Genomic DNA, 20,130 nt, shown 5'->3' with positions numbered 1-20,130 from the left:
GGGCGAGGAAGGCGACGGTTTTGGGATGTGCGGGTGGTTTGCCATTCACCGCTCGAGAGGCCACAACCAGACCGCGCCGCGCACGCCCGAGCTGTCGCCGTGGATGGCCTTCTTCACCGGGGTCTCGAAGACGTCCGAGAAGACGTGCGGGGCGATGGCGGCCGGCAGGCGGTCATAGAGGGCGTCGACATTCGACATGCCGCCGCCCAGCACGATGACGTCCGGATCGATGATGTCGCAGACCACGGCCAGGCCGCGGGCCAGGCGGTCGACATAGCGGTCCAGGGCCGCGGCGGCTGAGGCGTCGCCCGACTGGATAGCGTCCATGGTCGCCTGACCGGTGGGGAAGCCGGCGTCGTGCGAGAAGGCGGGACCGGAGACCCACTTCTCCATGCACCCCTTGCGACCGCACCAGCACTCGGGGCCGGGATATTCCTCCGGCTTGGGCCAGGGCAGGGGCATGTGGCCCCATTCGCCGCCGAAGCCGTTGTGGCCGTCGATGATCTTGCCGTCGACCACGACGCCGCCACCGCAACCCGTGCCGATGATCACGGCGAAGACCACCTTCTGGCCGGCGCCCGCGCCATCGGCGGCTTCCGACAGGGCCAGGCAGTTGGCGTCATTGGCCAGGCGCACTTGCCGGGCCAGGCGGTGGGAGAGGTCCTCGCCAAAGCGCTGGCCATTCAGATAGGTGCTGTTGGCGTTGCGGATCAGGCCCGAGCGAGGGGAGATCGAGCCCGGAATGCCCATGCCCAGCCGCGCGCAGGTCGCGCCGGCCATGCATTCGGCGTCCTTGACCAGTTCGGCCACGACCTCGAGGGCGTCCTTGTAGTTGCCCGGGTTAGGCTTGCGGACGCGGGCCACGAACTGGCCGGACGCGTCGAGGGCGGCCGCCTCGATCTTGGTGCCGCCGAAATCGATGCCGAAGCGGATCATGTGAACAGACGCTCCTCGATCGCCGCCTTCAGGGCGGGCCACTCGTCTATGCGCGTGTGACGATCGGGGGCGGAAGGGGCGAAGGGGCGCAGGCGCTCGTCGCTGACCATCTGGAACCGGCGGACACGCGGAGCCTTCTCAGCCACCGATTCGAGCTGCGGCAAAAGGTCATCGATGAAGACAGCGGGGCCCGTGGTTCGATCGGCCAGTTCGGCGGCGGGCGGTCCCTTGGGGCCGCTGTTGATGATCAGGGGGTAGTCGAAGCCGTGGGTTTTCAGCCACTTGATCCGCGCCAGCCGGCCGTGCTCGGGCGCGTTGGTCAGGATGACCACCTGCGCGCGGGTCGAGAGATCCGCCAGGGCGTCGGCCGCGCCGATCGCCGGCATCAGGTCGTCGGCCCCGTCGCGAAAGAAATCGTCGAACAGGGCCTTGCCCGCGATCAGATCGAGGTGTTCCGTCTCTCCAGGCCGATAAAGGTTCTGGAACAGGGCGAAACGGTCGACCCGCAGCTCGAAGCCATGGCGCTCCACAAAGGCGCCGAAGCCGCGCATGAACTGGGCCAGCACCTCGTCGACATCGACGATGACCAGCGGCGCGGCGGGGGAAATGGCGCAGGCCTGAAGGTCGGAGTAACGCTGTTCCATGATCTCGGATCGTTAGGTCTTAACGCGATTAGCGCGGGCTTAAGGATATTCGTGCCATCAGGTTCTGGAAGACGGCGCGAATCCCTATGTGTCGTCACGTGACCGTTTGGTCGGGGTAAGGATGACGAAGAAGGTCCTCATCGTGGAGGATAACGAGCTGAACATGAAGCTCTTTCATGATCTGCTCGAAGCCCAGGGTTACGAGACCCTGCAGACCCGTGAGGGTCTGTCGGCGCTGTCCATTGCTCGCGACAACAAGCCCGATCTGATTCTGATGGACATTCAGCTGCCGGAGATTTCCGGGCTGGAAGTCACCAAGTGGCTCAAGGAAGACGACGACCTGGCGCATATCCCGGTCGTGGCCGTCACCGCCTTCGCCATGAAGGGCGACGAGGAGCGTATCCGCGAGGGCGGCTGCGAGGCCTATATCTCCAAGCCGATCTCGGTGGTCCACTTCCTGGAAACGATCAAGCGCCTGCTGGAAAGGCAGCCCGCATGAGCGCGCGGATCCTCGTCGTCGATGACATCGAGGCCAATGTCCGCCTGCTCGAAGCCAAGCTGACGGCTGAGTACTACGAAGTCACGACCGCCATGGACGGGCCCTCGGCCCTGGCCATGGCCGCCAAGGATCTGCCCGACATCATCCTGCTGGACGTGATGATGCCCGGCATGGACGGCTTCACCGTCTGCCGTAAACTGAAAGAAGACCCCGCCACCCGCCACATCCCGGTGGTGCTGATCACGGCCTTGGACGGCCGGGCCGATCGCATCCAGGGTCTGGAGTCGGGCGCTTCGGACTTCCTGACCAAGCCCATCGACGATGTCATGCTGTTCGCCCGCGTGCGCAGCCTGACCCGCTTCAAGCTGGTCATCGACGAACTGCGCCAGCGCGAGGCCTCGGGCCGCCGCATCGGCGTGATCGCTGGCGCCGCAGCCCGCCTGGACGGCCTGGGCGGCCGTATCCTGATCGTCGACGACAACGAGCGCCAGGCCGCGCGCATCGCCGCCGAGCTGGGCGTCGAGCACCGTCCGGTCATCGAGAGCGATCCCGAGAAGGCCAAGATCAGCGCCGGCGGTCCCGTCGACCTGGTCATCGTCAATGCTTCGGCCAAGGGCTTCGACGGCCTGCGCTTCACGGCATCGCTGCGGTCCGAAGAGCGCACCCGCCAGCTGCCCGTCCTGGCCATGGTCGATCCGGACGATCGCGCCCGCATGGTCAAGGCGCTGGAGATCGGCGTGAACGACATCCTGTCGCGTCCGGTGGACCCGCAAGAGCTGTCGGCCCGCGTCAAGACGCAGATCCAGCGCAAGCGCTACACCGACTATCTGCGCAACAACCTCGACCATTCGCTGGAGCTGGCCGTGACCGACCAGCTGACCGGCCTGCATAACCGCCGCTACATGACCGGCCAGCTGGACTCGCTGGTCAAGCGCGCGACCATGGGCGGCGAGCCGGTCTCGGCCCTGCTGATCGACATCGATTTCTTCAAGAAGATCAACGACACCTTCGGCCATGACATCGGCGACGAGGTGCTGCGCGAGTTCGCCCTGCGCCTGGCCTCGAACGTCCGCGCCATCGACCTGCCTTGCCGCTTCGGGGGCGAGGAGTTCGTGGTGGTGATGCCCGACACCCAGCTGGCCGACGCCCTGCGCATCGCCGAGCGGATCCGCAACAACGTCGCCGGCTCACCCTTCAAGGTGGCCCACGGCCAGGAGCTGCTGACGGTGACCATCTCGGTCGGCGTCTCGGCCACGACCGGCCAGGGCGACACGCCCGAGGCTCTGCTGAAGCGCGCCGACGAGGGCGTCTACCAGGCCAAGGCTTCGGGCCGGAACGCCGTGGTCGGAAAAGCCGCGTAGAACGTCAGCTTCCCAAGCTGAATGTCACAGGGCTGACACCCAGCTTACATTTCGGCGCTGAAACCCTTCCGTCCTTGCACGGAGGAAGCGTTCGGGCGAAATCGCTCGAATGAAAAAGATGCTTACCTGCGGCGTCCTGGCCGCCGCCGTCTCCGTCGGGTTTGCCGCGCAGGCTGAAACCAAGCCCGATCCGAAGCTGGTCGTGGTCATCTCGATCGACCAGTTCAGCGCCAATCTCTACGCCCAGCATCGCGGTGAGTTCACGGGCGGCCTGGCGACCTTGAGCAGCGGCGTCGTCTATCCGAACGGCTACCAGTCGCACGCCTTCACCGAGACGTGCCCGGGCCACTCGACCCTGCTGACGGGCAAGCATCCCAACAAGACCGGCATCAGCGCCAACGACTGGTACGACCGCGCCACGGGCAAGACGGTCTACTGCCTGGCCGATCCGACCGTGACCCTGGCCGACGATCCGAAGGGCAGGGCGGTGTCGCCCGCCAACATGGTCGCCACCACCTATGGCGACTGGCTGAAGGCCGTCTCGCCCAAGAGCCGGGTGTTCGGCGTCTCGGGCAAGGACCGCGGCGCGATCACCATGTCGGGCCACAATGCCGACGGCCAATTCTGGTACCAGCCGGGCTTTGGCTTCACGACCTATGTGCGTGAGGGCCAGACGGCGGAAGAGCGCCTCAAGCCCGTCGCCGCGCTGAACGCCAAGCTGGCGGCGGACCTCAAGAAGCACTCGTACACCTGGGACTACGCCAAGGACTCGGCCAAGCGCTGCAAGGCGCTGGAAGCGGACTACCAGACCGGCGACCGCAAGTGGCATGCGGGCCTGCCGATCGCGGCGGCGACCAGCGACGCCGATAAGCTGCGTGACCTCTATGCCAGCCCCTATACCGACGCGGCGACCCTGGAGCTGGCCCAGGACCTGCGCGAAACCTATGGCCTGGGCGACGGCCCGCAGGTCGACGTGCTGACGGTCAGCTTGTCGGCCACCGACTTCATCGGCCACCGCTATGGCACGCGCGGTCCGGAGATGTGCGATCAGATCGCCCGCCTGGACGACCGCCTGGGCGCTTTCCTCAAGAGTCTGGACAAGGTCAAGGGCGGGGTCCTGGTCGTCCTGGCCGCCGACCACGGCGGCGCCGACTTCGCCGAGCGCCTGCATGACGAGGGCTATGACAGCGAACGCGTGATCGGCAAGCCGTGGATCGCCGGCCTGAACAAGCAGCTGCGCGCTGACCTGGGCCTGTCGTGGGATCCGCTGAAGGCCGATGGCGGCATCGACCAGGTCTATGTGGTCGGCGCCGACGGCAAGACGCCTTCGATCACCGACCGCGCCCGTATCACCGCCGCCGCCCTGGTGCTGATCAAGCGCGACCCGGCCGTGGCCGAGGCCTTCGACTCCAACGCCATCCTGACCCTGGAAGCCGCCCCGGCCGACGCCTATCCCGAAGAGATCTCGGTGGCCGAGCGCCTGCGCCGCAGCGCCTATCCGGGCCGGGTGGGCGACATCCTGGTGGCCTTCAAGCCCTATCGCGTGCCGGCCACGCCGGGGCTGACCTATGTGTCCACCCACGGCAGCCCCTGGGACTATGACCGACGCGTGCCGATCCTGTTCTGGTGGAAGGGCGCGACCCCGCACGAGCGCGTGCTGCCGCTGGACACGGTCGACATCGCCCCCACGATCGCCGCCGCAACGGGCGTGAAGCCGCCGGTTGATGTCGATGGCGTGTGCAGACCACTGGTTTATGGTCAAGCTTGCTAGGGCGGGCTTCTAGAAACGTCACAAGCGGGCGCTAGTCCTTCCCATCCCGGGGGAACGCATGGGCTACGACCGCTTCTACTTTCTCAAGAAGGCGTACGGGATCTATCCCGGCGTCACCGCGCCGGTCTCGGCCCGCTGCCTGACGGCGCACTACGCCCGCCGCCAAACCAAGCGTGGGCCGCTGCGGGCCGGGCTGGACGCACTGGTGGGCCTGGCCTTCAAGGCCTGGATCCCCTGGCGCGCGACCAAGGTGCAGAAGACGTTCGGCCTGGACGACGCCTGGCGCACCCGCGCCGTCGAGATCGCCCGCGCCCGCTTCGCCGATCCCAACGACCTGGCTCTGTTCCGTATCACCGACCCGGGCCAGCTGGACGACTACATTCGCCGTTATGAAGACGCGGCGCTGAACAAGCGCATCAACCCGCTGGGCTGGACCGCGCGCTGCGTTCTGGCCGACAAGGCCCGGTTCCAGGTCCGTTGCCAGGCGGCCAGCCTGCCCACGCCCCGGACAGTGGCCATCGTCCGCGACGGCCGCGTGGAGCTGAAGGCCGACCCTGCCGGCCGCGATCTCGTCCTCAAGCCGGCGGACGGGGAGGGCGGCGACGGCGTCGTGGTGCTGGAGAAGGTCAAGGACGCGGCCGACCTGACCGCGCGGCTGCCCAAGGGCCGGGGCGTGTTCGTGGTCCAGGACCGCCTTCTGCCGCATCCCTCGCTGCTGGGCCTGGCCCTGGACGCCCTGCCGACGGTGCGGATCGTGACCATGGTCGACGAGGTGGGTGCGCCCGAGGCCGTCAGCGCCACCTTCCGCTTCGCCTCGGTCGCCGGGGCGCGGGTCGACAACATGAAGGCTGGCGGCCTGATCTGCGCGGTGGACCTGCCGATCGGCACGCTGGGCCTGGCCTGCAAGGGCTACGGCGGCGGCGACCACGCGGTGCACCCCGTCACCGGCGCGACAATCATCGGCCGCCGGCTGCCCGACTGGCCGGCCGCCAAGGGCCTGGTGCGCCGCGCCCATGCCGAGGCCTTTTCCGACTACGCCCTGATCGGCTGGGACGTGGCCCTGACCCCCGACGGCCCGGTGCTGATCGAGGGCAACGGCAAGCCCGGCGTGCTGATGCCCCAGCGCGCGGCTCGCCAGGGCCTGGGCGGCGGCCGCTACGGCGCCTTGCTGGCTTATCATCTTGCCATGAAACCGTAGCGCCTCCGTCACGAGCGGCGCCTAGGCTCGGAACCTCGTCATCCGGAGCGACCCGAGGGTAAGGGGCCCAAAGGTCGCCGGGCCTGGGGAGGCAACCGATGACCCGTTTCGCCCAAACCGATGTTAAGGGGCCGCGAAGCCTTCCGCTCGAGGCCAAGCGCGCTCTACGCATCATGCTGATCGCCAAGCACGCCAAGGGGCGGGGCGAGCTGCATCCCGAGGACGGCACGCACGCGGTCTATCACTGCGAGATGCGTGAGACCCTGGAGGACATCGGGGTCAACCTGATGGTCGCCGACGAGTACAGCGTGCTGTTCGAGCGCCCGAACGTCGACTTCGTGTTCCCGCTGCTGAACCGCGCCGGCTTTCTGAATTCCGAGATGCTGGTCCCGCTGCTGTGCAACCGCCTGGCCCTGCCGTATCTGGGCGCCAGCCCGATCCTGCGCGGCCTGTCGGACGACAAGCACCTGACCAAGCGCGCCGCCGTGGCGCGCGGCGTGCCGACCGCGCCCTGGGCCGTCTATCGCCGCGGCGCGCCGCTGGACCCGGCCCTGCTGCCGCCCGGCGACCACTTCGTGATCAAGCCCAACGCCTCGTCGGCCAGCTGGGGCGTCGGCGACGCCTTCGACTGGGAGGGCGTGCGCGAGGCGGTGGTCGCCCTCCAGGACGAAGGCCACGACGTCATCGTCGAGCCGTTCATCCAGGGCCACGACATCGAGGTCTCGGCCATCACCCTGAACGGCGAGCCCTTCATCCTGCCGACCCAGATCGTCGAGCAGATCAACCCGGCCCAGCTGCGCACCTATCAGGAAAAGCGCAATCTGGTCGGCGGCCAGGCCTACGAGATCCGGCCGCTGGAGGCCGGCGTCCTGCAGCGCACCGCCGAGACCCGCGCCCGCGAGATGATGCGCGAGTTCATGCCTTTCGACTACGGCCGCTTCGAGTTCCGCCTCGATATCGCGACCGGCGAGGTCCAGTTCCTGGAAGTGAACCTGAACTGCAATCTGTGGTCCAGGAAGACCATCTCGATGGCCGCCCGGCAGATGGGCTGGAGCCATGCCCAGCTGATCGAGACCATCCTGACCGAGAGCCTGGAGCGCCAGGGCCTGCTGCAGAAGGCGTTCGACTTTGTTGCTGCCTAAGCCCTTCGTCGGCGTGATCCTGGCCGGCCAGCGGCCGGGCCGGGTGGATCCCCTGGCCGAGGCCGCCGGGGTCGTGAACAAGAACCTCGTGCCGATCCAAGGCGCGCCGCTGGTGCGCCACGTCGTGGACGCCCTGGCCGCCACGCCCGGCCTGACGCGCCTGCGCATCGTGGTCGAGCCCGAGACCGCGCCGCTGATCGACGCGGCGCTGCCTCATGGCGGCCGGCTGCTGATCGACTACGTCCCGGCCGCCAACAATCTGACCGACAGCGTCTATGCCGCCGTCGAGGGCGTGGGCGACATGCCGATCCTGGTGACCACGGCCGACAACGTCCTGCTGACGCCGGGTGCGGTTACGGACGTGCTGGCGGCCCTGGAGCACGGCGCGGACGTCTCCCTGGCCATGGCCACCCAGGCCTCGGTGCTGGCGGCCCATCCGGAGGGCCAGCGGCGGTTCTATAGGTTCTGGGACGACGCCTATTCGAACTGCAATCTCTACGCCTTCGCCGGCCCGGCCGCGACGTCGGCGGCCGAGAGCTTCCGCAGCGGCGGGCAGTTCGCCAAGAAGCCGATGCGGATGATAATGGCCCTGGGACCGATCAACCTGGCCCTGATGCTGATGGGGCGGCTGAGCCTGCGCGGCGCGCTGATGCGCCTGGGGCGCCGCTTCCGACTCAAGGTCGAGCCGGTGGTCCTGGCCGACGGCGCCCATGCCATCGACGTGGACAACGAACGCACCTTCGGCGTGGCCCAGACGCTGCTGGCCAAGCGGGCGGTCGCCAATGCCGCCTGATCACCAAGCGATCGAACATCGTTAAAAATAGTTAGGTCGCTTTTTTAGGACCTCGAACATTCCTGTCGCACATGCTCAGCATACATCCTATGCGGGAGGGCGTGTGGTGATGAGAGCAAGAGTTCGAGCCAAGAAGCATCCGTTTCCGGCCGGGTGGCTGGTCCTGGGGCTTATGACCTGTGTGGTCCTGTTCGTGCTGGGCGCGCAGGCCAGTCAGCACCTGTCGGGCGGACTATCGACCGCCGCGATGCTGGGCGCGTTCGCCGCCGTCTGCGTAGGACCGGTGCTGCTGGTCGTGACCGTCCTGTGGGGGAGCTTCGCGTTCTTCCGCTGGCTCTGGATCGGCCGGTAGACAGCTAGAATCAAAAACGCCCGGCTATCGCTAGCCGGGCGTTTTCGTGTGTCGTAGCGCGTGAAGCGATCTTACTTGATCTTGCCTTCGCGGAATTCGACGTGCTTGCGGATGACCGGATCGTACTTCTTCAGCACCATCTTTTCGGTCTTGGTGCGGGCGTTCTTCTTGGTGACGTAGAAGAAGCCGGTGTCCGCCGTCGAGTTCAGGCGGATCTTGATGGAAGCCGGTTTGGCCATGGTCGAATCCCTGCGATGGTCGCGCAGGTTCCCGCGCGTTGGAAATAAGAGGCGCGGAACATACTCATCGGCGGCCCAAAGTCAATTGCTCGGCTGACACCGCTTGTAAGGAAAGTCCGCCGAGCGCGCCTGGCCCCCGACGGAGCCCTCGATCCGGGCCACCAGGGTGTCCTTGTCCACCAGTCTGTAAAGGATCCGCTGCGGGAAGTCGTGCTGCGGGTTCTCGAAGGTGACGGTGTTGTCGCCGATCGCCTTCACCGGAAAGGCCGCCTCGGGCTGGCCGGAGGGAATCGCCACGTACTGCAGCTTGCCGTCGCTGGCGGGCAGGATGCGCATGAACTCGAACTCGCGCAGCTTGCCGTCGCGGACCGTGCGACTCATGCCGATCATCGCGCCGCCGGCCGGGGCCAGCCACTGCTCCTCGATCTTGGCGCCGTTGGGCCGGGTCAGGGTCCAGCAGCCGCCGATGAAGCCGAGCTTGTCGATATCGGAAGGGGCGGCGGGCGTCGCCGCCAATGCCAAAGCTAGAATCGAACCGATCATTCGCGAATCTCCTCCCCCGAGGGACCCACTTAGAGGTGGGTCAGATGCCGCTTTCCGTTCAGGAAACGCATGAAGGGGGCCGGTCGTCCAGTGTCCGCCAACCTCTGGCCGATCTCGTGAACCACGAAGCGCGTGATGTTGGGCAGGTCCAGCGCCATGGCCTCCTGGAAGTCGACCCAGGCGATCTCGTCCAGCTCGCCGCAGTCGGGGCGGCGCTCCAGGGACAGCAGCGCCTCGGCCGGGGCCATGAAGAAACGGGCGTCGAAGCGGCGCGGGCGATAGGGCGGGGTGATGGCGCGGGCCACGAAGGACAGCGGCGCCAAGTCGGGCAGGGCGCCCTGGGCCAGGAACGGCCGCCAGGGGCCTGCTCCGGGCCGCTCAGGGGCTTCCTTAGCCAGCAAGAGGCCCGTCTCCTCGAAGGTCTCGCGCACGGCCGCCAGCGCCAGGGCGCGGGCCAGGCGCGCGGGCTTGGGGTGGCGGGGCTCGAGGCTCAGGCGCGCGGCGACGTCGGGCGACAGCTCGCTGGCGCTGGGGGCGTCGTAGTCGCACCGGTCGATGCGTCCACCGGGGAACACCCACTTGTCGGGCATGAAGGCCACGCCACCGTTCCTGCGGCCCATCAGGAGGCGCGGCGAGGGGCCGTCGGTGCGGACGATGATCACGGTCGCCGCATGCTTGGGCGTGATCGCCGCGCCGGTCTCGCGCACGGCGCCGTCGTTGATCGTGTCGAATTTGGCGTCGATCGGCGGCAGGGTCATGGCGGCGAGGTTGATCCCGTTCGTACTGGGTGGAAAGGGCGACGCGGCGTCAATTCCGGATCCTTCTCCCCAACCTTGCCTCCCTAGGCCTTGTGCCTAGGGCCCATCGTTCAGCTTAGAGGGTGAGGGACGGGGGGGGGGGCACGCTGGCGGCGCGCGCCGTTCATACCGCGCCCAGCCGACGCATGGGTCCTCGCCACAAGGGCGAGGAAGGCGGGTGTTTTTGGTTGTTGGGAGGAGGCGAGCTTGACCCTCCGACGAGACGCGCCCCAAGCTCGCATCTTATTCTCGAGGGGCTCACCATGATCGGACGGATTTCGACGCTGGCTCTGGTCGCCGGCCTGGCGGTTGGCGCGCCCGCGATGGCGGCGCCGTCCAAGGCGCAGGTCGAGGCGGCGGCCAAGGCCGTGCAGCCCAAGGTCATCGCCTGGCGGCGCGATATCCACGAGCATCCCGAACTGGGCAACCAGGAGGTCCGAACCTCGGCCCTGATCGCCAAGGAACTGAAGGCCCTGGGCTTCGAGGTCCGCGAGAACGTCGGCAAGACCGGTGTCGTGGGCATCCTGAAGGGCGGCAAGCCCGGCAAGGTGGTGGCCCTGCGCGCCGACATGGACGCCCTGCCGGTCGAGGAGAAGACCGGCCTGCCGTTCGCCTCCAAGGTCACGGCGACCTGGGAGGGCCGCACGGTGCCCGTCATGCACGCCTGTGGTCACGACACCCACGTGGCCATGCTGCTGGGGACCGCCACGGTGCTGGCCGGCATGAAGAAGGACATCAAGGGCACGGTCGTCCTGATCTTCCAGCCCGCCGAGGAAGGCCCGCAGGCCGGCGAGGAGGGCGGCGCCAAGCTGATGATCCGCGACGGGGCGCTGGACCAGCCCAAGGTCGACGCGATCTTCGGCGTCCATATCGGCCCCGGTGACGCGCATCAGCTGAACTATCGCCCCGAGGGCTTCTACGCCTCGTCCGACCGCCTGACGATCACGGTGAAGGGCAAGCAGACCCACGGCGCGCGGCCTTGGGCCGGCGTCGACATGGCCAGCGTCGCCGCCGACATCATCCAGGCCATGAACCAGATCGCCGCTCGCCAGGTCGATGTCGGAGCCTCGCCGTCGGTGGTGACCATCGCGGTGATCAACATGGGCATGCGCCAGAACATCATCCCCGAGGACCTGAAGATGGAGGGGACCATGCGGACCTTCTCCAAGGCGCGCCACGAGGACCTGGTCGCCAAGGTGCAGAAGGCCGTGGCCAGCATCGGCGACCGCTACGGCGCCAAGGCCGAGGCGGTGTTCAGCCAGCCCTATCCGGTGACCTACAACGACCCGGCGCTGTCGGGCTGGGTCAAGGCCAGCCTGGAAAAGGCCTCGCCGGGCAAGGTGGACGACAAGGCGGCGCTGGTGACGGGGGCCGAGGACTTCTCGATGTACGCCGAAAAGGTCCCGGGGGTGTTCGTGCAGCTGGGCGGGCGGAAGGCGGACGTGCCGGCGGCGACGGCCCCGGCCAATCACTCGCCGTTCTTTGACGTGGACGAGGCGGTGTTCGAGACGGGGGTGAAGGCGGAGGTGTTTATGGCGCTGGATTATCTGGAGAAGAAGTAGGGGGCGGCGCTGGCCCCTCCACCGGCTTCGCCGGTCCCCCTCCCCCAAAGGGGGGGAGATACGCGCCCGGCGCGGCGGGCGGGGCTGAGCTGTCCGCCCCGCTTGGGGGCGGACAGACCCGCGTAGCGGGTCAGGTGGGGGCCTGTGCTGAGCGGGCCGCGAACCACGGCGTCACCCGCCGCAAGGCCTCCTCGACCTCCGCCGTCGACACCGCGAAGCTGAAGCGGATGAAGTGCTTGCCCTCGACCGGGTCGAAGTCGACGCCGGGCGCGGTCGCCACGCCGGTGTCCTTCAGCAACTGCTGGCAGAACCCCAGCGAGTCATCCGTCAGGTGCCCGATGTCGGCCCAGATGTAGAAGGCCCCATCCGGCGGCGCGATCTTGCGCAGCCCCAAGGCCGGCAGGGCGTCCAGCATCAGCTGGCGGTTGGCGCGGTAGACGTCGATATGGGCTTCCAGCTCGTCGATGCAGTCCATGGCCGCCAGGCCCGCGTGCTGGGACAGCGACGGCGCGGTCAGGAACAGGTTGCCGACATAGGCCCGCGCCCGGTCCAGGTCCTCGCCCAGCGGCGCCAGCAGCCAGCCCAGCCGCCAGCCGGCCATGCTGAAGTACTTGCTGAAGCTGTTGACGATCAGGGCGTCGGGCGCGAACTCCAGCATCGAGGGCGTGCGGCCGGTATAGGACAGGCCGTGATAGATCTCGTCGCTGATGATGCGGATGCCGCGCTCGCGACAGACCTTGGCGATGGCCTCCAACTCCTCGGGCGCGATGATCGTGCCGGTCGGGTTGGCGGGGCTGGCGACGATGACGCCGGCGGGGGCGGGGTCCAGTTCGGCTAAGTGTTTGGCGGTCAGCTGAAAACGGTCTTCCGGTCCGCAGGCGATCTCGACCGGCTCCAGATGCAGGGCCTTCAGGCTGTTGCGATAGGCGACATAACCGGGGCGGGCCAGGGCGATGCGGTCGCCGGGCGTGAACACGCTGGACAGCGCCAAGACCAGGGCCGGCGAGGCCCCGCAGGTCAGCACGATCCGCTCGGGCTCGACCGTGACGCCGTAGAGGGTCTGGTAGCGCTGGGCGATCCGTTCGCGTAGCAGCGGGCTCTCCCAGTAGCCCATGGCCTCGGCGTCGAGGATCTGGTGCGCCACCGCGATCGCCTTGCTGGGCGCGCCCGTCGAGGGCTGGCCGAACTCCATGTGGATGATCGAGCGCCCCTCGGCCTTCAACTGGTGAGCCAGGCGGCTGATGGCGATGGCGTGGAAGGGTTCGATCTCTGCGCGCATGCCTCACGCCATAGCGGGGTTTGACGCGGCGCGCATCCCGCTTGAGAAGAGGACATGCTCGCGCTTCTCCTCGCCGCCGCCCTCGTCCAGACACCCTTGAACATCGGGGGGCGCGTGGCGCCCGCGCCGGAGGGCGCGTACGACTTCGGCTGGCCGGGGGTCTATTTCGAGGGCCGCTTCACCGGCCCCGAGGTCGAGATCGCGGTCCAGCCCGGCGCCGAGCACCTGGCGGTCAGCGTCGACGGCGTCCGCAAGGCGGAACTGGCCAATCCCGGCGAGACGCGCCTGAAGCTGGGCGACCTGGGGCCGGGCGCGCACGTGGTGCGGCTGGACAAGCTGACCGAGAGCCAGACCGGCTCGGCGCGGTTCGAAGGCTTCTTCGTCGAGAAGGGCAGGGCGCTGCCGGCGTCTTCGCGCCCGCGCCGCATCGAGTTCATCGGTGACTCCCACACCGTCGGCTACGGCGTGCGCTCGACCAGTCGCGACTGCAGCGAACAGCAGGTTCACGACCTGACCGACACCAGCCTGGCCTTCGGACCGATCCTGGCCGCTCGCCTGGATGCCGACTATCGCATCGAGGCCTTCTCGGGGCGGGGCGTGGTGCGGAACTACAACGGCACGGCGGCGGGCGAGCCGCTCCCGGTGCTGTTTCCGCGCCTTATCCCGGGCCAGGGCGAACCGCGCATCGCCGCTAATGATCCCTGGAAGCCGGACGTCGTGGTCGTGGGCCTGGGCACCAACGACTTCTCCACACCCTTGCACGCCGGTGAGACCTGGGCCGACGAGGCGGCGCTGCGTCACGACTACCGCGAGACCTATGTGGCCTTCGTCCAGGGCCTGAAGGCCAGCCGGCCCGGTGCGCGGGTGTTCCTGATCGCCGGCGACACCTTCGCCGCGGACGTCGCGGACGTGGCCGACCGCACTGGCGCCAAGGCGGTGCGGATCACCGACATGGACCGCGGCGCCTGCCACTGGCACCCGTCGATCGCGGACCAGAAGATGATGGCGGACCGCCTGGAGGCGGCGATCCGCGCCAACTAGCTACCGCCGCTTGCCGCGCCGGACGCCTTTCGGCAGACCGCCGCGTGGCTTCACCGCCGCCTGACGCCGCGCGCCCAAGCGAGGACGTGGGGCTTTGGGATCCGGCGCCATCGGCTCGCTGAGCATCTCGAACAGCAGGCCGCCGGTCACCGGCGTGGCCTCGACCAGCTTGACCTCGACGCCCATGCCCAGCGGCCAGCGCTTGCCGGTCCGCTCGCCGACCAGGGCGTGCATCTTGTCGTCGTGGATGAAGAACTCCGCGCCCAGGGTCGAGACCGGGACCAGGCCGTCGGCGCCGGTGTCGGCCAGCTTGATGAACAGGCCAAAGCGGGTGACGCCCGTGATCCGGCCCTCGAAACTGGCGCCGACGCGGTCGGCCAGGAAGGCGGCGATGTAGCGGTCGGTAGCGTCGCGCTCGGCGGCCATGGCCCGGCGCTCGGCGTGGGTGATGACCTCGGCCGTGTCCTTGATCTGGGCGATGTCCTGGTCGGTCAGGCCATCGTCGCCCAGCCCCAGCGCCCGGATCAGGCCCCGGTGCACGATCAGGTCGGCATACCGCCGGATCGGGCTGGTGAAGTGGGCGTACTTGGCCAGGTTCAGGCCGAAGTGGCCGATATTGTCGCTGCTGTAGTGGGCCTGCATCTGGGTGCGCAGGACCACCTCGTTGATGATCGCCGCATTCGGGCTCTCGCGCGTCTCGTCCAGTAGCTTGTTGAACCGGGCGGTCTGCGGGGCCTCGCCCTTGTTCCAGCGGATCTCCAGGGTCTGCAGGAAGTCGGCGAGGTTCTGCACCTTCTCCAGGCTGGGCGTGTCGTGCACCCGGTAGATCAGGGGCGAGCGTTTGGCCTCCAGGCTCTCGGCGGCGCAGACATTGGCCTGCACCATCATTTCCTCGATCAGCTTGTGGGCTTCCAGGCTCGCGCGCTTGGTGATCGAGGCGATCTCGCCGTCACGGATGATGATGCGGCGCTCGTCGCTCTCGATCGCCAGGGGCGAGCGGGCGTCGCGGCCGATCTTCATCGTCCGGTAGGCTTCCCACAGCGGCTTGAGGATCGGGTCCAGCAGCGGTCCGCTCTTATCGTCCGGCTGGCCGTCGATGGCGCTCTGGGCCTGCTCGTAGCTGAGCTTGGCGGCCGAGCGCATCAGGCCGCGCACAAACTTGTGGCCCTTCTTGCGGCCCGACTTGTCGAACACCATCCGCACGGCCAGCGTGGCGCGGTTCTCGCTTTCACGCAGGGAGCACAGGCCGTTCGACAGGGTCTCGGGCAGCATCGGCTCGACGCGGTCGGGGAAGTAGACGCTGTTGCCCTTCTCGCGGGCGTCGCGGTCCAGGGCCGAGCCGGGGCGGACGTAGGCGGCGACATCGGCGATGGCCACCCAGACCACCCAGCCGCCGACATTGGTCGCGTCCTCGTCGAGATGGGCGAAGACGGCGTCGTCGTGGTCGCGGGCGTCCACCGGGTCGATGGTCACGAACGGCAGATGCCGCAGGTCCTCCCGCCCGGCCAGGGTCGGCTCGACGGCGGCCTTGGCCTCGCGTTCGGCCTCTTCGGAGAAGCCGGTCGGGATGCCGTGGCTGTGGATGGCGATCAGCGAGGCGGCGCGGGGATCGTTCTCGGTCCCCACGACCTCCAGCACCTTGCCGGGCTTGGGACCGTAGCGGCCGGCCGACGTGCCGACCTGGGCGATCACGAGGTCGCCGTCCTTCAGGTCGTGGGCGACGCTGGGATCCAGGACTAGGTTGTCCTTGGACTTACGGTCGACCGGCTCGACGCGGATTTCCTTGCGGTGCTTGCGGATGACGCCCAGCACCTTGTGAGCGCTCTGGCCCAGGCGCTTGATCAGCTTGGCCTCGAACTCGCCGGTCTCCAGCCGCTCGAAACGGACCAGCAGGCGGTCGCCCAGGCCCGGCGCGCCGGCCGAGGCCTCGCCCTTGGACGGGGCCAGGCGCACGTTCGGCACGTCGTCGTCGGACTTGGTCAGCTTCACATAGAGCTCGCCGTCGCCATCGCGCTCGACCACGTCGGCCACGCCGACCGGGGGCAGGGAGCCGGCTTCGGCGAAGCCCTTGCGGCCGCGCTTGGCCAGCGCGCCTTGCGCCTCCAGCTCGCGGATCATCTCGCGCAGGGCGCGGCGATCAGCGCCTTTGAGGCCGAAGTGCCGGGCGATGTCGGCCTTGCCGCTCTCACCGGCGTCGCGCAGGAACGCGATCAGCGTGTCTTTGTCGGGCAGGCCGGCGGGAGGCTTGGGCTTGAAAGTCTTGGTCGGGCGAAGTTTGGCCATGTCCTGCCTTACCGCGTTCGCACGGCTTAGGGAAACGTGGGCTATGGATATGCCCCAACGCCGTCTCCCCGGCGAAAGCCTGGGCCCAGATTCAGCTTGAGCGTCTGGGAGGGATGCGCCTTAGCGCCAGCTACGAATGGCGGCGTCGGTGGGTTCGATCTGGGCCCCGGCTTTCGCCGGGGAGGCGGAGAGAAAAAGACCCTAGTACAAATCCTCGATCGACCGAGGCGGCGGCGCTTCGGCCGGCTTCGGCGCGGCCGGGGCGGCGGCGGGCGTTGGCGTCGAGGGCGGAGCTTCGACGACCGGGGCGGCGATCGGCGCTTCCTGCTCGGCGGTCTCGACCTCGACGGCCTTGGGCTTGGGCTTCTCGACCGGCGGCGGTTCGTAGGCGAGGGCGGGGGCGGCGTCCTTGACCGGCACGCCCGACACCTCGGCCAGCGGCTGCTTGGAGGTTTCAGCCCCGCCGCGGTCGATCTTCATGGCGTTGGTCAGGCCCATGGCGAAGCCGCCCACGCAGCACAGGATCAGCGCGGACACCACAACATGCAGCGGCAGGGGACGTTCCAGCGTCGTCATGATGAAACTGTACTCCCCTCCCTACAGCCTGAACAGATTAGCCTTCGTCGTCCCAGGGGGCTGCGCCGTCCTCGGTCGTCTCGACGGCCTTGGCCTTCGAAGCGGTCTTCTTCGGCGCGGCGGCCTTCTTGGCGGCAGGCTTCTTCGCGGCCGTCTTCTTGGCCGGCGCGTCGCCTTCAGCCTTCGCGGCCGCCTTCTTGGCAGGAGCTTTCTTCGCCGGCTTCTTGCCACCGCCCTTTGCGGCGCGCTCGGCGATCAGGGCCACGGCCTCTTCCATGGTGATGGAGGCCGGGTCCTTGCCCTTGGGCACGTTGGCGTTGGTGTCGCCGTGCTTGATGTAGGGGCCAAAGCGGCCCGACAGCACGCGCACCGGCTTGCCGTCCTCGGGGTGATTGCCCAGCTCGGCCAGAGCCGCCGCGGCCGCGCGTTGCGGACGTCCGCCGCCGGCGCGCTTGTCGGCCAGGATGGCGACGGCGCGGTTCAAACCAACGTCGAACACCTCGTCGGCGTTCTCCAGGTTGGCGTAGGTGCCGTCGTGCAGCACGAATGGCCCAAAGCGCCCCAGGCCCGCGGTGATGACCTTGCCGTCGTCCGGGTGCTTGCCGACTTCACGCGGCAGCGACAGCAGGCGCAGGGCCTTCTCCAGGTCCATCGCCGAGGCGATCCAGCCCTTGGGCAGGGACGAGCGCTTGGGCTTCTCGCCGCTGTCCGGCGCGGCCAGTTCCTCGACATAGGGACCAAAGCGGCCGTTCTTCAGCCACACGGCCAGGCCGGTGGCCGGGTTCAGGCCCAGTTCCTTGTCGGCGCTCTCGGCCTCGCCATCGCCTTCCGACACGCCCAGCTGGCGAGTGTAACGGCACTCCGGATAGTTCGAGCAGCCGATGAAGGCCCCGAACTTGCCGGTCTTCAGCGACAGCTGGCCACTATGGCAGGTCGGGCACAGGCGCGGATCCGAGCCATCGCCCTTGTCGGGGAAAATGTGCGGACCCAGAGCCTCGTTCAGGGCGTCCAGAACGTTGGTCGTGCGCAGCTCGGCGATCTCGCCGACGGCGGCGTGGAAGTCCTTCCAGAAGTCGCGCAGGAACTGTTTCCAGTCCAGCTTGCCGTCCGACACCAGGTCCAGCTGCTCTTCGAGCGCGGCGGTAAAGTCGTACTCGACATAGCGCTTAAAGAACTGCTCGAGGAACGCGGTGACCAGGCGGCCCTTGTCCTCGGGGACGAAGCGTTGCTTGTCCATCTTCACGTATTCGCGGTCGCGCAGCACGGTCAGGACCGAGGCGTAGGTCGACGGGCGGCCGATCCCCAGCTCTTCCATCTTCTTGACCAGGCTGGCTTCCGAATAGCGCGGCGGCGGTTCGGTGAAGTGCTGGTCGGCGCGGGCCTCGATGACCTTGGCGCTGGCGCCTTCCTCGATCATCGGCAGGCGGGCGCTGTCCTCGCCTTCCTCGTCGTCGCGGCCTTCCTCATAGACGGCCAGGTAGCCGGGGAAGAGCACGACCTGACCCGTGGCGCGCAGGCCGGTCTGGCCGTCGGCGCTTTCCAGGTCGACCGTGGTGCGCTCGATGCGGGCGCTTTCCATCTGGGAGGCGATCATCCGCTTCCAGATCAGCTCGTACAGGCGGCCCAGGTCACCCTCCAGGCGCAGCGAGCCGGGATTGCGGTTCAGGCTGGTCGGGCGGATGGCTTCGTGGGCCTCCTGGGCGTTCTTGGCCTTGGCCTTGTAGTAGCGCGGCGTCTCGGGGACGAAGTTGTCGCCATAGACCTTGCCGATCACGCTGCGCGCCTCGGCGATGCCTTCCGGCTCGACCGACACGCCGTCGGTCCGCATGTAGGTGATCAGACCGACGGTCTCGCCGCCGATGTCGATGCCTTCATACAGCTTCTGGGCGGCCTGCATGGTGCGCTGGGCCGAGAAACCCAGCTTGCGGGCGGCTTCCTGCTGCAGGGTCGAGGTGGTGAAGGGCGGGGCGGGCGAGCGCTTGCCCGGTTTCTTCTCGACGGCGGCGACCTTGAACACGGCGTTGGTCACCGCGGCCTTGGCCGCCAGGGCCGAGGTCTCGTTGGCCAGGTCGAACTTGGTGAGCTTCTTGCCTTCGTGCTTGACCAGGCGGGCCGTGAACGGATCGGCCCCGGCCGACACGTCGGCGTCGACGCTCCAGTATTCCTGGGTCTTGAAGCGCTCGATCTCGATCTCGCGGTCGACGATCAGGCGCAGGCAGACCGACTGCACGCGGCCGGCCGAGCGGCTGCCCGGCAGCTTGCGCCACAGGACGGGCGATAGGGTGAAGCCGACCAGGTAGTCCAGGGCGCGGCGGGCCAGATAGGCCTCGACCAGCTCCATGTCGACGTCGCGCGGATTGGCCATGGCCTCCAGCACGGACGTCTTGGTGATGGCGTTGAAGGTGACGCGCTGGACGGCTTTGTCCTTCAGCGCCTTCTTCTTGTTCAGCACTTCCAGGACGTGCCAGCTGATCGCTTCCCCTTCGCGATCCGGGTCGGTGGCCAGAATCAGGCGGTCGGCCTTCTTCATGGCGTCGACGATGTCGGCCACGCGCTTGCTGGCCTTGGCGTCGACTTCCCAGCTCATGGCGAAGTCGTTGTCCGGCTCGACCGAGCCATCCTTGGACGGCAAGTCACGGATGTGACCGTACGAGGCGAGAACCGTGTAGTCGGACCCGAGGTACTTGTTGATGGTCTTGGCCTTGGCCGGGCTCTCGACGACGACGACGTTCATTCTGACTCTGGGCTTCAAGTAAAGCGGATCGCCCTGGAGGCGAGCGCCGGGAAAGTGGGGCCGGGCTGGGGGTCTGTCAACGCGGCCTGAAACAAACGGCAGCGCTTAGCCGCTTGTTAAGACCGTTGTGTGAGCATCGGGACGTCGTTTTGTGACCGGACCCCGATGGACCTGACCGTCAACCGGATCGCCACCGAGGCCTATGTCTCGCCGATCCAACCCGTCAAGGCCGTGACCTCGAACGCCGAACGCGCGGAAATCGCCGATCGGCTGAAGCAAGCCGTGCGCGCCGCGCCGGCCGCCGGGACGGGGCTGCTGGTGGATCTCAGCGTCTAGAACTCCTGAAACCCTCTCTCATAGAGAGAGGGAGGGGCCCGCCG

At 68.0% G+C, this 20,130-nt stretch carries 19 protein-coding genes; 10 read left to right on the top strand and 9 right to left on the bottom strand.

Annotation, left to right across the window (positions count from 1 at the left end; genetic code table 11):
- Positions 1-45: 45 nt before the first annotated feature.
- Complete coding sequence (locus J7528_RS06935) at positions 46-936, bottom strand: ROK family protein (protein WP_291872208.1); 891 nt, start codon at positions 934-936, stop codon at positions 46-48.
- Positions 933-1,580, bottom strand: coding sequence for a hypothetical protein (locus tag J7528_RS06930; RefSeq protein ID WP_291872207.1), 648 nt, complete (start codon positions 1,578-1,580; stop codon positions 933-935). The genes J7528_RS06935 and J7528_RS06930 overlap by 4 nt, the downstream gene beginning before the upstream one ends.
- A 121-nt stretch (positions 1,581-1,701) precedes the next feature.
- Here J7528_RS06930 and divK point away from each other — a divergent pair, with 121 nt between their 5' ends.
- From divK to J7528_RS06895, 7 genes are all read left to right on the top strand, one after another.
- Complete coding sequence (gene divK / locus J7528_RS06925) at positions 1,702-2,079, top strand: cell-cycle response regulator DivK (protein ID WP_291872206.1); 378 nt, start codon at positions 1,702-1,704, stop codon at positions 2,077-2,079.
- Positions 2,076-3,440 (top strand): PleD family two-component system response regulator, encoded by a 1,365-nt coding sequence (locus J7528_RS06920; protein WP_291872205.1) that lies wholly within the window; start codon positions 2,076-2,078, stop codon positions 3,438-3,440. Before divK ends, J7528_RS06920 begins: the two co-directional genes overlap by 4 nt.
- Before the next feature lie 118 nt (positions 3,441-3,558).
- Positions 3,559-5,211 carry an alkaline phosphatase family protein gene (locus J7528_RS06915; RefSeq protein ID WP_291872733.1) on the top strand — a complete coding sequence of 551 codons (1,653 nt, stop codon included), beginning with the start codon at positions 3,559-3,561 and terminating at the stop codon, positions 5,209-5,211.
- 58 nt (positions 5,212-5,269) lie between these two features.
- Positions 5,270-6,409 carry a sugar-transfer associated ATP-grasp domain-containing protein gene (locus J7528_RS06910; protein WP_291872204.1) on the top strand — a complete coding sequence of 380 codons (1,140 nt, stop codon included), beginning with the start codon at positions 5,270-5,272 and terminating at the stop codon, positions 6,407-6,409.
- 98 nt (positions 6,410-6,507) lie between these two features.
- The gene (locus J7528_RS06905; RefSeq protein WP_291872203.1) at positions 6,508-7,551 is read left to right on the top strand and encodes a hypothetical protein; all 1,044 of its coding nucleotides are present in this window, start codon (positions 6,508-6,510) and stop codon (positions 7,549-7,551) included.
- The gene (locus tag J7528_RS06900) at positions 7,541-8,344 is read left to right on the top strand and encodes an NTP transferase domain-containing protein (RefSeq protein WP_291872202.1); all 804 of its coding nucleotides are present in this window, start codon (positions 7,541-7,543) and stop codon (positions 8,342-8,344) included. Before J7528_RS06905 ends, J7528_RS06900 begins: the two co-directional genes overlap by 11 nt.
- A 172-nt stretch (positions 8,345-8,516) precedes the next feature.
- The gene (locus tag J7528_RS06895; RefSeq protein ID WP_291872201.1) at positions 8,517-8,696 is read left to right on the top strand and encodes a hypothetical protein; all 180 of its coding nucleotides are present in this window, start codon (positions 8,517-8,519) and stop codon (positions 8,694-8,696) included.
- 71 nt (positions 8,697-8,767) lie between these two features.
- Here J7528_RS06895 and rpmG read toward each other — a convergent pair whose 3' ends face one another.
- From rpmG to J7528_RS06880, 3 genes are all read right to left on the bottom strand, one after another.
- Positions 8,768-8,935 carry a 50S ribosomal protein L33 gene (gene rpmG, locus J7528_RS06890; RefSeq protein ID WP_010920317.1) on the bottom strand — a complete coding sequence of 56 codons (168 nt, stop codon included), beginning with the start codon at positions 8,933-8,935 and terminating at the stop codon, positions 8,768-8,770.
- A gap of 81 nt (positions 8,936-9,016) precedes the next feature.
- Positions 9,017-9,478 carry a DUF6265 family protein gene (locus J7528_RS06885; protein ID WP_291872200.1) on the bottom strand — a complete coding sequence of 154 codons (462 nt, stop codon included), beginning with the start codon at positions 9,476-9,478 and terminating at the stop codon, positions 9,017-9,019.
- A gap of 29 nt (positions 9,479-9,507) precedes the next feature.
- Positions 9,508-10,236, bottom strand: a complete 729-nt coding sequence (locus J7528_RS06880; RefSeq protein ID WP_291872199.1) for an NUDIX hydrolase — start codon at positions 10,234-10,236, stop codon at positions 9,508-9,510.
- 302 nt (positions 10,237-10,538) lie between these two features.
- On the opposite strand from J7528_RS06880, the gene J7528_RS06875 reads away from it, so the two are divergent.
- A complete protein-coding gene (locus tag J7528_RS06875) occupies positions 10,539-11,837 on the top strand; it encodes an amidohydrolase (RefSeq protein ID WP_291872198.1) in 1,299 nt (432 codons plus the stop codon).
- Between the two features lie 130 nt (positions 11,838-11,967).
- Here the strand turns inward: J7528_RS06875 and J7528_RS06870 are convergent, their stop codons facing one another.
- Positions 11,968-13,116, bottom strand: a complete 1,149-nt coding sequence (locus J7528_RS06870; RefSeq protein WP_291872197.1) for an aminotransferase class I/II-fold pyridoxal phosphate-dependent enzyme — start codon at positions 13,114-13,116, stop codon at positions 11,968-11,970.
- Positions 13,117-13,170: 54 nt separating this feature from the next.
- Here J7528_RS06870 and J7528_RS06865 point away from each other — a divergent pair, with 54 nt between their 5' ends.
- Positions 13,171-14,157, top strand: a complete 987-nt coding sequence (locus J7528_RS06865) for an SGNH/GDSL hydrolase family protein (RefSeq protein WP_291872196.1) — start codon at positions 13,171-13,173, stop codon at positions 14,155-14,157.
- On the opposite strand, the gene rnr is transcribed toward J7528_RS06865, so the two are convergent.
- The 3 genes from rnr to topA all read right to left on the bottom strand — a co-directional run bounded on the left by rnr (position 14,158) and on the right by topA (position 19,750).
- A complete protein-coding gene (rnr, locus tag J7528_RS06860; protein ID WP_291872195.1) occupies positions 14,158-16,440 on the bottom strand; it encodes a ribonuclease R in 2,283 nt (760 codons plus the stop codon).
- Between the two features lie 201 nt (positions 16,441-16,641).
- Positions 16,642-17,016 carry a hypothetical protein gene (locus tag J7528_RS06855; protein ID WP_291872194.1) on the bottom strand — a complete coding sequence of 125 codons (375 nt, stop codon included), beginning with the start codon at positions 17,014-17,016 and terminating at the stop codon, positions 16,642-16,644.
- A gap of 37 nt (positions 17,017-17,053) precedes the next feature.
- Positions 17,054-19,750, bottom strand: coding sequence for a type I DNA topoisomerase (gene topA / locus J7528_RS06850; protein WP_291872193.1), 2,697 nt, complete (start codon positions 19,748-19,750; stop codon positions 17,054-17,056).
- Between the two features lie 165 nt (positions 19,751-19,915).
- On the opposite strand from topA, the gene J7528_RS06845 reads away from it, so the two are divergent.
- Complete coding sequence (locus J7528_RS06845) at positions 19,916-20,086, top strand: hypothetical protein (protein ID WP_291872192.1); 171 nt, start codon at positions 19,916-19,918, stop codon at positions 20,084-20,086.
- The last annotated feature ends 44 nt before the right edge of the window (positions 20,087-20,130 follow it).

The organism is Caulobacter sp. (assembly GCF_017744445.1).
Lineage (GTDB): Bacteria > Pseudomonadota > Alphaproteobacteria > Caulobacterales > Caulobacteraceae > Caulobacter.
Note: the sequence above shows the minus strand (reverse complement) of the source record. Positions and strands in the feature narration are given on the sequence as shown.

Bases quoted from the DNA above. Each gene is read 5' to 3' on its own strand.
- J7528_RS06845 (WP_291872192.1), top strand. From the start codon at position 19,916: ATGGACCTGACCGTCAACCGGATCGCCACCGAGGCCTATGTCTCGCCG.
- J7528_RS06935 (WP_291872208.1), bottom strand. From the start codon at position 936: ATGATCCGCTTCGGCATCGATTTCGGCGGCACCAAGATCGAGGCGGCC.
- J7528_RS06905 (WP_291872203.1), top strand. From the start codon at position 6,508: ATGACCCGTTTCGCCCAAACCGATGTTAAGGGGCCGCGAAGCCTTCCG.
- J7528_RS06895 (WP_291872201.1), top strand. From the start codon at position 8,517: ATGACCTGTGTGGTCCTGTTCGTGCTGGGCGCGCAGGCCAGTCAGCAC.
- J7528_RS06920 (WP_291872205.1), top strand. From the start codon at position 2,076: ATGAGCGCGCGGATCCTCGTCGTCGATGACATCGAGGCCAATGTCCGC.
- J7528_RS06875 (WP_291872198.1), top strand. From the start codon at position 10,539: ATGATCGGACGGATTTCGACGCTGGCTCTGGTCGCCGGCCTGGCGGTT.
- J7528_RS06880 (WP_291872199.1), bottom strand. From the start codon at position 10,236: ATGACCCTGCCGCCGATCGACGCCAAATTCGACACGATCAACGACGGC.
- J7528_RS06910 (WP_291872204.1), top strand. From the start codon at position 5,270: ATGGGCTACGACCGCTTCTACTTTCTCAAGAAGGCGTACGGGATCTAT.
- J7528_RS06855 (WP_291872194.1), bottom strand. From the start codon at position 17,016: ATGACGACGCTGGAACGTCCCCTGCCGCTGCATGTTGTGGTGTCCGCG.
- topA (WP_291872193.1), bottom strand. From the start codon at position 19,750: ATGAACGTCGTCGTCGTCGAGAGCCCGGCCAAGGCCAAGACCATCAAC.
- J7528_RS06865 (WP_291872196.1), top strand. From the start codon at position 13,171: ATGCTCGCGCTTCTCCTCGCCGCCGCCCTCGTCCAGACACCCTTGAAC.
- divK (WP_291872206.1), top strand. From the start codon at position 1,702: ATGACGAAGAAGGTCCTCATCGTGGAGGATAACGAGCTGAACATGAAG.
- J7528_RS06885 (WP_291872200.1), bottom strand. From the start codon at position 9,478: ATGATCGGTTCGATTCTAGCTTTGGCATTGGCGGCGACGCCCGCCGCC.
- rpmG (WP_010920317.1), bottom strand. From the start codon at position 8,935: ATGGCCAAACCGGCTTCCATCAAGATCCGCCTGAACTCGACGGCGGAC.
- J7528_RS06930 (WP_291872207.1), bottom strand. From the start codon at position 1,580: ATGGAACAGCGTTACTCCGACCTTCAGGCCTGCGCCATTTCCCCCGCC.
- rnr (WP_291872195.1), bottom strand. From the start codon at position 16,440: ATGGCCAAACTTCGCCCGACCAAGACTTTCAAGCCCAAGCCTCCCGCC.
- J7528_RS06870 (WP_291872197.1), bottom strand. From the start codon at position 13,116: ATGCGCGCAGAGATCGAACCCTTCCACGCCATCGCCATCAGCCGCCTG.
- J7528_RS06915 (WP_291872733.1), top strand. From the start codon at position 3,559: ATGCTTACCTGCGGCGTCCTGGCCGCCGCCGTCTCCGTCGGGTTTGCC.